The organism is Moorena bouillonii PNG, from assembly GCF_001942495.1.
GTDB lineage: Bacteria > Cyanobacteriota > Cyanobacteriia > Cyanobacteriales > Coleofasciculaceae > Moorena > Moorena bouillonii.
On record NZ_MKZS01000001.1, the window covers coordinates 1,147,347 to 1,160,234 of the forward strand.

Below are 12,888 nucleotides of genomic sequence, written 5' to 3' on the forward strand. Positions count from 1 at the left end.
TTTAGCGGAAGCTGAGGCCGTAGGCCACGCTTTGCGAACGCTTCATCGCGTAGCGGCTCTGTTGGCGTAGCGGCTCTGTTGGCGTAGCGGCTCTGTTGGCGTAGCGTGGCCTTTGGCCTTAAGAGCATCGCACTGGACTCGACAGGTGGTGCGTTACGGGGCAGACTATGTCAACCCTGGCCAAGAGGCAAAAAATTAGAGACTTTCCGCCCCTAACGCACCCTACGGCTACGCGATCGCATGAGTCTTAATTCTCCATTCTAAATTCGCGCATTCTTAATTCTCCAGCTAATTGGGAGGCTGGATTTCACTGCAAACTTCGTAGAACGATGTGGTGGGAGCTTTGGTAAACAAGTGAGACATTTGGTTTAAGATCGCCTCATAGGCTTCACTTTGATTATCTTCCATGTCCGCTATACTTTCCCAAAAGATCACCGCAATCCCTCTATCGGTTCCAGGTTCTTGCAGTAGGTAAGCGCCTTTGAACCCTTGGATATAGGTAGATACAGCTTTCTCGTAAAGATCCTGAGCTTCTTGAAATTTGCCTGGCTTGAATTCACCAATGGCAACATAAGCATACTTATGCTTCAGAAAATCTAGAAATTCTGTCAACTTTCCCTCCCCTCTGATTTTCTGGGTTGATTTCCGATCATAACAGCTAATGGTTGAGCTGCACAGATGCCAATATCTGCATCTTTGTAAGCATTCAGCAGTCAGCAGTCAGTGGTCAGCTTAACTCAGATTAAACCAATGCTGACCTGTTTTCTAAATGGAGCGCGGTCTTGGGGATTTCCCTCAAGACCGCGCTCCATAACTTATTCAAAAGCACCAATCAGTACCGTGGCACAGGCTTCGACACTGTGATCCATAAGCTAATAGCTGATCGCTGATCGCTGATCGCTTACGTGTCAAGACTCTACTCTACACTCGACATTGAAATTGAATTCCTCGGCACTACCACCAATGCCAATGCCAGTTTCAAATATCTCGGCATTAGTTAAGGTCATGTTGTTCATGACAGCTCCAGACACATCGGTGTCGTAAAGCTTGGCCGCTGTCAAATTCACTTGGTTGAGATTAGCGCAGTTTAAACTAGCGTTGGTAACAAAGGCTTGGGTTAAGTTAGCCCCGTTTAAGTTGGCACCAGTCAGGTCAGCACCTTCTAGGTTGGCTTCGATTAAGATTGCTCCTTGCAGGTTAGCATTCCTCAAGTCAGCCCCTAGTAGATGTGCACCCGATAGATCCGCTCCTTTTAAATTACACCCTGGACATTCACCAGTTGAGAGCAACTGTTGCACCTGGTCTGGGTTTTCAGCTACTGCTGAACCAGTAAAGAACAGGGAAGCGAGTAAGGTTAGCGTTGCCAAAATATTGAATTTCATTTTTGGCCTCCCTAGAAGGAAAATTATCAGTATGTATTGCTTTATCCCACTTTTATGATAACCCATTAGTTGTCCGGGATTATACTGATGATTTGTTAAGGTTAGTTATGGAATTATTCCCGGCTCTTCCGTACTTGTTATGCTAGATTAACAATTTGCCAAAGGGAGCAGGGAGCAGGGAGCAGGGAGCAGGGAGCAGGGAGCAGGAGGAAGAGGCAGTATTCAGAAAAATTTATTGTTAAATAGCCTCATAACCCTTACACAGTAATATTTTCGGTTTTTTTAAACTATAAATTTAGCATAGTAGGTACTGAAGAACCTTATTCTCTAAATTGATTAGGTTGTTAAGAAAAGACAAAAATTGTTAGGGTTAAGGGATTAAGGTGGTAGGGAATTAAGCGATCGCGTAGCGTAGCCCTTCGGGCTAATCGCCTTTGGCGCGGCTTCGCCGATCGCATCTCAGCTATTGTTATAGCACTAGGCATATAGAGGTGCGCACCTCGATGTTTGACATTGTCTTGATGCAGTTGCTCCTAAACTCCGAAACGTGAGTCTAGCTTACTTCTGACTTCTGACTTCTGACTTCTAACTTCTGACTTCTGACTTCTGACTTCTGACTTCTAACTTCTGACTTCTGACTTCTGACTTCTGACTTCTGACCCTAAGCGTAGCGCTATAATATCCCGGTGGAGGTTGAAAGCCTCCGGTGATTTGGGTCAATGTCTCAGCAATTGCGATCAGTCTCATATCACTCCCCCGTCTTCCGACCACTTGCACACCAATGGGTAAGCCTTTCTGGGACTGGCTAAGGGGTAGGACTATGACTGGGTTACCACCTAAGTTAAACAGTGTGGTGTAAGCACCAATAGCTTTCAGATAAGGAAACTGCTTACCATCTATCTCAATTGGTTCCCCTGATGGGCGATGGGTAAATGCTGCTATTGGAACCACAGGACACAACCAAACATCCCAATCAGATAAGAAGCCTTCTAGATCAGTAATTATACGATCGCGTTTATGAAGAGCATGTTCATACTGTTGTTGATTGATCTCGGATAAACCAAATTCAAATTTGAGAATCTCGCTATAGGTTTCCCTTGCTACAGTAACGTCCAAATTCGGTGGGTTATGTTCCTCAATGCAACACCCTAAATTTTCCAGAGATAATGCCAATTTCTCTAAGCATCTCTTGGTTTCTGTTGATGCTGGAATATCACCAAAACCTGTTGTCCAAGCGTAGCGGTATGCCCGTAAATTCTCTAGTTTAAACTGCTCTGTCGGTATAGGAAGTAACCAATTTTGTTGGGGATCGAGTCCTTGAATTAAGGATAGACACAAGCGCAAGTCTTCGACAGAGCGAGCCAGAGGTCCTATGGTTTGTAAGTGTCGGATGGTTTTTGGCTTTCCTGGTAGCTCTGGAATATGTCCAAAGGTTGAAACACGATGCTCCGTAGGCTTAAGGCCAAATACACCACAAAAATGTCCAGGAACACGGATAGAACCGCCAAGGTCACTACCTAGTTCCAAAGGCGATAACCCAGCAGCTACGGCGGCTGCACCACCCCCAGTACTACCACCGCTGGTATAGTCCAGATTCCAGGGATTATTTGTTCTCCCAAATAGGGGACTATTGGTTTGAAAATCTGCCGTCAGTTTTGGTGTATTGGTCTTTCCGAGAAGAATTGCTCCCGCTGCACGGAGTCTAGCCACAACGGTAGCGTCTTGAGTTGGGACGTAATTAGCTAAAGGTTCGTAGCTACTGGTAGTCCGTAATCCCTTAGTTTCTAAGCTGTCCTTAATGGTTATGGGTACTCCATGTAACCTACCCCAAATTTCCCCTCGTCCTAAAGCTTCGTCAGCTTTTTTGGCTCGTTGATAGGCATTTTCTACATCTAAGGTAATAATGGCGTTTAGTTGAGAATTGTGCAGAGCAATATGCTCAAGATGAGGGTCTAACACTTCCACCGATGAGACAGTGCGATCGCGAATTGCTTTTGCTAATTCAGAGGCCGTTAAAAATACTAAGTGACTCATTATAGATTGTAATCAGAGGCTGCAGTTAGGCCAGATCCAACCACTGAAGGCAATACTCACTTTATCTCCCCACGTTTACTAAAGGGATTAGAGTACCAAACCCCCATCAGCAAATTTTATGCCGAAGCGACCTATATGAGTCGCCGCACTGAGCCGGACAGTCTTGACTTTACCTTGGGTGATTCCCATGAAATGCCACTTCCAGGTTTTGTAGAAGCCTTACAGCGTTCGAGTATACCGCAAAATCCAGGTTGGTATGGCTACAAGGGAAATATTCCGGAATCACGGCAGGCTGTATCCGCTGCTCTTCAGGATAAACGGGGAATTTCCATATTGCCGGAAGATATTTTTATGACCAATGGTACAGTAGTTGGTCTAGCAATTTGTCTGCACATCCTGGCTGGGGATGGAGATGAGGTAATTCTTCTGACTCCACCCTGGTTAGGTTATCGGCGTATGGTTCATCTTACTGGTGCAGTGCCGGTGGGTGTGCCTGTGGATACCAACACCTTTGATATGGACCTCGATAGGATCGCATCTGCAATTACAGAACGCACTCGGGCAATAATCATCAATTCACCCCATAATCCCACAGGTAAGATTTTCTCAGCAACAACCCTTGAAGGTTTGGCTGCTATACTCACCGATGCCTCTAGACGTTATGGTAAGCCCATTTACCTAATTTCTGATGAAACCTTCAGCCGGATTGTGTTTGATCACCAGCCTTGTCCTAGCCCTACCCAGTTTTACCCATTTTCTTTCTTGGTCTATGGTTACAGCAAGACCTTCATGGCTCCTGGTCAACGCATAGGGTATATTGCTTTACCATCCACTATGCCCAATCGGCAAGAAATCAGGCGAGTGATTGGCATCTTACAACAAAGTGCTTTTGGTTGGTGTTATCCTAGCGTATTAATGCAGTATGCCCTAGGAGACCTGGAGCAACTAAACCTGAATATCGAGCATTTACAAAAAAAGCGAGATTGGATGGTCAAAGCACTGCGGGACATCGGTTACAAGCTCCGCACCCCTGATGCAACATTCTTTCTATTGGTGCGCTCCCCTTGGCAAGATGACTGTGCTTTTGCCGAGTTACTGGCCAGTCACGGCGTCTTTGTATTACCTGGAACGCCACAGGAAATACCAGGTTATTTCCGCATCTCCCTGACTGCCAGCGAAGAGATGATTTCCAGTGCCCTGCCCAAATTCCAAGCTGCGATCGCATCTATTGATACTGCCCAGTCGTTGTGATGGGGATTGTATAGCGCTACCCTTAGCGTCAGAAGTCACAAGTAATAAGTAGTCGGACAAAAGTAAAATTAACTGTTGAAATAGGGAGCAGGGACTTCGGAGCAGGGACTTCGGAGCAGAGGGGCTTTTGGCAACTTTACACAAGTTAATACAGCGATGCAGCTTGTAGGGTGGGCAAAAAGCGATGCAGCGCGGTCTTGGGGGTTTCCCCCATGAGCGACTGCATCAAGACACAGTTTGCTTGTTTTAAGTACTCACGAAATGATGACTTTGCCCACCCTACTGAAATAATCAGAAAACTGCGAGAAACGCTAGTATTTTATACTTTTTTTGAAGGCAATAACTACAACTGGAAAACCCACTAATATTGCTATAGCTAGATCTATAGCGTTGATCATAGCTATGAGGTACACATTATTTTTCGCCTATTGCTAGCATGCCTATTGCCTATTGCCTGCTCCGAAGTCCCTGCTCCGAAGTCCCTGCTCCCTACTCCCTGTTATTGTGAATTTTAAGTAAAGTTTTTTTAAAGGTTTGTTAAAGCAAAAATGAAGACCTTAATCCTGCTGGTGCTAGGGGGAATATAAGGTTTTTTTGTGAATTTTTAGTTAACTCTTTAAAAAGAGTTTTTAAATCAAGAAACCTGAAATATATTTTTTGATTTAATTAAAAAATTCGCTAGCTTATTGATTAACATGAAACCTCGGATTTCCCGACTGGTGCCAGCAAGTAGCGTTGTGCTGTATTCTCTACTAGCTGCAACTACGGCATTAGGGCAAATTACCCCAGATAATACCCTAGGGGATGAAAGCTCTGTAGTAACCAATCTGAATATTAACGGGATTGTAATAGATTTAATTGAAGGTGGGGCGATTAGAGACAGTAATCTCTTCCACAGCTTCTCGGATTTCAATGTGGCGGAGTTCGGGCGAGTTTATTTTGCGAATCCTGCTGGAGTTGCCAACATCCTGAGTCGGGTAACGGGAGGTAATGTTTCCAATATTTTGGGAACCCTAGGCGTGTTGGGTAATGCTAATTTATTTGTGATCAATCCCAATGGTATTGTCTTCGGTCCCAATAGCAGACTGGATGTGGGAGGTTCATTTTTTGGGAGTACTGCTGATAGTGTGTTGTTTGACGATGGCACAGTATTCAGCACTAAAAATCCCAATGAAAAACCGTTGTTGACCATTAATATTCCATCTGGGTTGCAATATGGTTCCAATCCCGGAAGTATTACTAATCAGTCTCGTCATGATTTTGGGGTACGACGTAATGGTCTTCAGGTACGAAATGGTGAAACCTTAGGGCTAATTGGTGGTGACATTAATATTCCTGGTGGTGGCTTAAGAGCAACCGATGGACGAATTGAGCTGGGGGGTGTTGGTGCTAATGGTGTGGTGAAGCTGACCCCAACGGATACTAGTTTTGGGTTAGATTATTCGGGAGTTCAAGGGTTTCAGGATATTAGTTTGTCCGAGGGTGCTCTTGTTGATACCAGTGGTGAAGGTGGTGGGAGTATCCAGATTCAGGGGGCTAAGGTGAGTTTACGCGATCGCTCTTTTGTTTTTGCGGATACCAACGGCAGTGGCAGTGGCGGTGGGATAGTGCTTAAGGCTTCTCAGTTGAGTCTTGAGGGTGGTTCTAGGATAACTACGGATGTATTTGGCTCAGGACAGGGGGGAAATTTGACAGTGGATGCCACTGAATCTGTGCGAGTAGTTGGTGTATCGGCTGATGGTACTCCCAGCGTCTTGAGAGCCCTAGTTGTTCGAGGAGCAACAGGAAATGGGGGAGATATCAGTATTACGACTGGGGAGTTAATGGTCTCTGATGGAGCAGAAGTTTCAGCTAACACAGGAGGTGAAGGGGACAGCGGAAATTTGACTGTGAATGCCTCGGAATCTGTGCGAGTGATTGGTACCTCAGCCAATGGTCGGCCCAGCGCCTTGCTTGCTGTAACTATTGGGACAGGAAAAGCGGGAGATTTGAGTATTACGACTGGGGAGTTAATGGTCTCTGATGGAGCAGGAGTTTCAGCTAGCACTGGTGGTGAAGGGGAGGGGGGAAATTTGACTGTAAATGCCTCCTCTAGTATTCAACTAATTGGTAGATCAGCCGATGGTCTGATTGGCAGCGGCTTGTTTGCTCAAACTTTTGGGAAAGGAAATGGGGGAGATGTGAATATTACCACTGGGGAGTTAGTAGTCTCTGATGGAGCACAAGTTGGAGCTGGCACTTTTGGTGAAGGAGACGGGGGAACCTTGAGTGTGGATGCTTCCTCTACGGTTCAACTGATTGGTACCTCAGCCGATGGTCTGATTTCCAGCGGCTTGTTTGTTCAAGCTAATCGGGGATCAACAGGAAATGGGGGAGAGTTGAATATTACCACTGGGGAGTTAATTGTCTCTGATGGAGCACAAGTTGGTGTTAGCACTTTTAGTCAAGGGGACGGCGGAGATTTGAGAGTGGATGCCCACTCGACTGTTCAACTCGTTGGTAGGTCAGCCGATGGTCAGTTGCCCAGTGGCCTGTTTGTTCAAGCTAGTTGGGGATCAACAGGAAATGGGGGAGAGTTGAATATTACCACTGGGGAGTTAATTGTCTCTGATGGAGCACAAGTTAATGCTAGCACTTTTGGTGAAGGGGACGCCGGAAATTTGACTATAGATGCTTCCTCTACTGTTCAAGTGATTGGTACCTCATTCGATGGCCAGTTTTTCAGCCGCTTGTTGACTCAAACTGATGGGAAAGGAAATGCCGGAGAGTTGAATATTACCACTGGGGAGTTAGTAGTCTCTGATGGAGCACAAGTTTCAGCTGCCACTTTTGGTGAAGGGGATGGGGGAAATTTGACTGTCAATGCCTCCTCTACTATTCAACTCATTGGTACTGGCACCTTAGGCGATCGTGAGTTTCCCAGCGGCTTGTTTACTGAAGCTCAAAGAACAGGAAAAGCGGGAGAGTTTTTGAAAATTACTACTGATAAGTTAATAATCTCTGATGGAGCAATTGTTAGTGCTAGAAGCATTCAACAGGATAGTTCAGCAGGCACGGTAGAGATTAATGCCAACTCCATCTTCCTTGACAACAATAGCAGAATCACAGCAGAAACAGCAGGAGGAGACGACAGCAATATTAAACTGTTTTCCCGTGACATCCGACTCCTCAACCGAAGCTTGATTCTAACTGACGCTAAGGATACAACCACTGGAGGAAATATAGAAATTAATACTGATACCCTAGTTGGTCTCGGAAATAGCGACATCACCGCCAATGCTGAAGAAGGCCGAGGAGGTGCTGTTAGCATTAATGCCAAAGGCATCTTTGGTTTAGAGTTTCGAGACCGTCCAACTCCTGACAATGACATCACTTCCACCTCCGACCTTGGCTCATCCTTCAACGGTGACGTAATTCTCAACATCACCCAGGTAGACCCGACCTCAGGCTTAAACGAATTGCCAGGAATCCTGGTCGATGCAGAAGCGATCCTGGCCAATGACCTTTGTGGCTTTGAGAATGATCGGATTGCTGGGGGCAGTTCCTTTACCATTACCGGCAAAGGCGGTTTACCACCAACTCCAGAGGATCCAGTGATTAATGCCCACAGAACAGTCAGGTGGCGAACTCGTCCCAGGTTACCCAGCACCAGACAACCATTACAAGCCCAAGCATTTGTCAGACCCCCTCAAGACAAAAAAGTGATTATCGAAGCCCAAGGCTGGGTAGTAGCAAAGGATGGCACCATTATTCTGACAGCGCAACCGTTTAACGGGACTCCTGTTGAGCAGATATTTCCTAATCTTGATTGTCATGCGGGAACAGGGAACAGGGAACAGGGAACAGGGAACAGGGAATAGGGAGTAGGGACATGAAAAAACTATCATTTTTAATTGCGATCGCATTAACGTGCTTCTTGCCATCCGGGGAAGCCTTATCAAATTCTCCAGCAATCACACCCGATTCCCTTCCCCCCTTATTAAGGGGGGTTAGGGGGGATCCCGATTCTCCAGAACAACAAGCCCAACACCTCTATGAAACCGGGCAATACCAAGAGGCGATACCGTTGTTGGAGCAAATTATTAGTAACTACAGCAACAGTGGGGATATTATTGGTGAAATTAATTCCTTAGTCAATCTCGCGTTAGTGTATCAAAGCTTGGGAGACCTAGACCAAGCTAAAGAAACACTATCCCAGAGTTTTACCAAACTATCACAACTTCCCAATACTAAGGAACGTCAACAATTAAGAGCCCAAACTTTAGAAGTCGAAGGACAAGTCTACTTATCTCTAGGTCAGGGGGAAAAAGCCTTATCGACTTGGCAGCAAACGAGTGCTATCTATCAAGAAATCGGAGACTTAACTAGATTCACAGAAAGCCAGATTTACGAAGTCCAAGCCTTGCGAGTATTAGGATTATATCATCAAGCCACTAAAACCTTAACTCAAATCCAGGAAACTCTGGAAAACCAACCGGATAGCGCCGTGAAAAGTATTGCCCTCCAATACCTAGGTGATGTGCTGCGCCGAGTAGGTAAATTCAAAGAGTCTAAAGCAATTTTACAACAAAGTTTAGCCATAGCGGAAAACTTAGCCGATCAGACTTTGATTGCTGACAATTTGATCAGTTTAGGCAATACTGCTAGATTAAAAGGAGACACAGAATCCGCTTTAGAGTTATATCAACGGGTTGTCAAGGAATCTCCCTTACCGGATAGTAAAATTCAAGGGCAATTAAATCAACTGAGTATAGTGATAGCTAACCAAGAGTGGTCACAAGCCAGAGGGTTATTGCCAGCTATCGACTATACCTTAACTCAATTATATCCCAGTAAAGCCGCTATCAATGCTAGAATTAATCTAGCTAAAACCCTGTTAAAAGGTAAAAATAACCAACTCACAAATCCCAAGGACATTGCTACTTATCTTGCTGATGCGATTAAGCTTGCTAGAACTTTAGGAGATAAACGAGGGGAAGCTGAAGCCATCGGTAACTTAGGCAGCTTATACGAATACAATCAACGACTTGAGGAAGCGGAAGACTTAACCGAAAAAGCGTTAGTAATTGCTCAAGAAATCCAGGCTCCGGATTTAGCCTATCAATGGCAATGGCAACTGGGCAGAATTCTCAATCTAAAACAGGATAGGAAAAACGCGATCGCAGCCTATGCTCAATCGGTGCAAACCCTCCAATCTATCCGTAGCGACCTAGTCGCCATTAGTAGCGATATTCAATTTGGGTTTCGAGAAAGCGTCGAACCAGTCTACCGAGAATTAGTAGGACTACTGCTGGAACCCAATGCATCTCAAGAAAACCTCAAACAAGCACGAGATGTAATTGAATCCCTACAACTAGCAGAACTAGATAACTTCTTTCGGGATGCTTGTTTAGATGCTAAACCCGTTAATATCGACGAAATTGACCCCAACGCTGCTATCTTATATACCATTATCTTGCCAGACCGCCTAGAAGTAATTGTTACTTTACCCGGACAACCCCTGCGCCAGATCACCACTAACTTACCTCAAGCAAAAATAGAAAAACTACTGGCTTCGGTAAAGATAAATATTACTAGCCCTTGGCGAGTGCTGAGAAAGGACAACTTACAAACAATACACGACTGGTTAATCGGTCCGATTCAAGCAGAATTAGCCAAGAGTAATATCTTCACCCTAGTATTTATACCAGATGGGGCTTTGCGCAATCTTCCCATGTCGGTGCTTTATGACGGAGAAGACCATTTAATTGAGAACTATAATATTGCCGTAGCACCTAGTTTACAATTAATCGACTCTAAAGCAAATGTCAGACAAAACGTTTCGGTTCTTACTGCTGGAGTTAGCGAAACTCGTCCCCATCGTCCCAAATTAGGATCACTTCCTGGGGTGAAAGTGGAATTAGAGAATATCAAGGCTCAAATTCCTTCATTGATTTTACTCAATGAGTTCTTTACTGAATCCAACTTCAATACAGTAGTTAATAGCTCTGGTTACGAAGTGGTTCATCTGGCCACTCATGGTCAAGCTAGTTCAGTAGCGGAAGAAACGTTTCTCCTGACCTGGGATGACGTGATTAATCTCAATGAGTTAAATACTCTGATCTCAGCGGATCAAAAGCAAGAAAATCCCATTGAATTACTCGTCCTCAGTGCTTGTGAGACAGCGGCAGGAGACTCCCGAGCGGCTTTGGGATTGGCTGGTATCGCCGTGCGTGGGGGGGCACGCAGTACCATTGCCAGTCTCTGGACTGTGAACGATCTAGCCACTACAGAGTTAATGACTCGCTTCTATCAGAGCTTAGCCACAGGCCAGGTTACCAAGGCAGAAGCTCTGCGTCTTGCTCAACAGGAGCTGTTGCAGAGCGAGGCATTTAATCACCCCATTTACTGGTCGGCTTTTATTTTGCTGGGAAATTGGTTGTGAGGAGGAGGGAGTAGGGAGTAGGGTGTAGGGTGTAGGGTGTAGGGTGTAGGGTGTAGGGAATAGGGAATAGGGAATAGGGAATAGGCATGCATGCTAAAGCTAGCCCACACCCCATTAGTGCCTGGAACGGGCATCATTACTGCGTGGAACGGGCATCATTACTGCGTGGAACGGGCATCTTGCCCGTTAGAATTTTCCGGTGGAACGGGCATCTTGCCCGTTAGAATTTTCCGGCGGGCAAAAACAGTTTGGTGATTTTCACTAGTCTTTGGTGCGTACGCGATCGCATTCAACTATCCAAACGTGACCACACTACCAAAAAATCCACCGAACGTGAGAGCCCCTCTCTTTTAAGGAGGGTTAGAAGTTACCGCAAGAATAGGGCAGTCTTTATAGTCGGCAGGCTATGAGTTAAAGGGTAATGGTTATTGTTCTAAGACTGCCCTAATAAACAGGTTTCGTCTCCGGGATGAAACGGACACGACGGGATTTATCCCGCTGCGCCGGTGAAAGTGAGGAACTTTTGCTCTTAAGATATGTCATAATATCTATAATGATGTGATAGCCTTATGTACAAAACAGTTCCAATAAAAGCGACATTTACAGATGAAGAAAACGCTTTTTGGTTGTTCCAATGCCAACAAGCTAATAGTCTATGGAATTGTGCTGTATATCACGCTAAACAAAAGCACTATAGTTGGTTGCAGCAACAAACAGAAGCTTTAACGATTTATTGGATAGAAGACGATATTAGGTACGGCTGGAAGACTTACAAATGTGCTACGAAATATGCCGATTTGTGTAAAGAACTCAAAGAGAACCCTCACTACAAAGCCATGGCTGCTCAGTCTGCGCAGCAAACTCTTAAGTCTGTAGCGGAGTCAATTAGTAGTTACAACCAGTTAGTCGGACTTTATTACAAAGGACAAGTAGACAGACCAAGACTTTTGAGATACCGCAAGAAAGGTGGTCTGGCTGCTCTAACATTTCCCCGACAAGCTTTAACTTATAAAAACGGCCTATTTCACCCGTCTATCAGCAAAGAAAGCAAACCAGAACTTTTAACAGAAATAACTTTAGATCCGCCAGAATTCATAGACCCAGATTGGATAAAAGAAGTCACAATTCGCCCATACTTGGGTCAATTGTGGGTAGACTGGGTGATCGATGACGGCAAGCAACCCGTTGAGCATAATCCTCATCTAGATTACTCCCAGGCATGGAGCTTCGATCATGGTGGAGACAATTGGGTGACTGGAGTTTCGACCCATGGAAAAAGTCTGATCATTGATGGTCGAAAACTTAAGTCTATGAATCAGGGTTACGCCAGATTAGTCGCCAAGTATAAAACTGGAAAACCAGATTTTTACTGGGACTCTAATCTAGATCGGGTACAACGAAAGCGTAACAATCAGATGCGAGATGCGATAAACAAGGCAGCCAGGTTTATTATTAACCGATGTCTTATTGATTCGGCAAAGCCGACGCTACGCGAACGGATTGGAAATCTAATTATTGGTTGGAATGAGCGCCAAAAAGATTCATCAAATATGGGGAAGCGGGGTAACCAGAACTTTGTAGCTATCCCGACCAAAAGATTAATCAACAGACTCGAACAACTTTGCCCCGAGTATGGCATTAAACTAACAATCACTGAAGAGTCTTATACCAGCAAAGCGTCTTACTTAGATGACGACAGCCTCCCAAAACATGGTGAAAAACCCGCAGGATGGACACCGTCAGTGCGATTCGTTGGCTAGAAACCTTATCCCATAAGGATTTGGGGGATTAGCCACA

At 45.1% G+C, this 12,888-nt stretch carries 9 protein-coding genes; 5 read left to right on the plus strand and 4 right to left on the minus strand.

Annotation, left to right across the window (positions count from 1 at the left end; translation table 11 throughout):
• Window positions 1-288 precede the first annotated feature (288 nt).
• From BJP37_RS04725 to BJP37_RS04735, 4 genes are all read right to left on the minus strand, one after another.
• Window positions 289-612: an antibiotic biosynthesis monooxygenase gene (locus BJP37_RS04725; protein ID WP_070391318.1), complete on the minus strand. Its 324-nt coding sequence runs from the start codon at window positions 610-612 to the stop codon at window positions 289-291.
• A gap of 296 nt (window positions 613-908) precedes the next feature.
• Complete coding sequence (locus BJP37_RS04730) at window positions 909-1,382, minus strand: pentapeptide repeat-containing protein (RefSeq protein ID WP_070391320.1); 474 nt, start codon at window positions 1,380-1,382, stop codon at window positions 909-911.
• Between the two features lie 344 nt (window positions 1,383-1,726).
• Window positions 1,727-1,867, minus strand: a complete 141-nt coding sequence (locus tag BJP37_RS38505) for a hypothetical protein (protein ID WP_158069424.1) — start codon at window positions 1,865-1,867, stop codon at window positions 1,727-1,729.
• Window positions 1,868-1,967: 100 nt separating this feature from the next.
• Window positions 1,968-3,416: an amidase gene (locus tag BJP37_RS04735; RefSeq protein ID WP_075896881.1), complete on the minus strand. Its 1,449-nt coding sequence runs from the start codon at window positions 3,414-3,416 to the stop codon at window positions 1,968-1,970.
• Window positions 3,417-3,551: 135 nt separating this feature from the next.
• On the opposite strand from BJP37_RS04735, the gene BJP37_RS04740 reads away from it, so the two are divergent.
• From BJP37_RS04740 to BJP37_RS04755, 5 genes are all read left to right on the plus strand, one after another.
• Window positions 3,552-4,667, plus strand: coding sequence for an aminotransferase class I/II-fold pyridoxal phosphate-dependent enzyme (locus tag BJP37_RS04740; RefSeq protein ID WP_229415200.1), 1,116 nt, complete (start codon window positions 3,552-3,554; stop codon window positions 4,665-4,667).
• A 695-nt stretch (window positions 4,668-5,362) separates the two neighbouring features.
• Window positions 5,363-8,527, plus strand: a complete 3,165-nt coding sequence (locus tag BJP37_RS04745; protein ID WP_075896885.1) for a two-partner secretion domain-containing protein — start codon at window positions 5,363-5,365, stop codon at window positions 8,525-8,527.
• 11 nt (window positions 8,528-8,538) lie between these two features.
• Window positions 8,539-11,091, plus strand: a complete 2,553-nt coding sequence (locus BJP37_RS04750; RefSeq protein ID WP_075896887.1) for a CHAT domain-containing protein — start codon at window positions 8,539-8,541, stop codon at window positions 11,089-11,091.
• 90 nt (window positions 11,092-11,181) lie between these two features.
• On the plus strand, window positions 11,182-11,346 hold the full coding sequence (locus BJP37_RS40755) for a hypothetical protein (RefSeq protein ID WP_198953958.1): 165 nt from the start codon (window positions 11,182-11,184) through the stop codon (window positions 11,344-11,346).
• Between the two features lie 314 nt (window positions 11,347-11,660).
• Window positions 11,661-12,851, plus strand: a complete 1,191-nt coding sequence (locus tag BJP37_RS04755; protein ID WP_229415201.1) for an RNA-guided endonuclease InsQ/TnpB family protein — start codon at window positions 11,661-11,663, stop codon at window positions 12,849-12,851.
• Window positions 12,852-12,888: the final 37 nt, after the last annotated feature.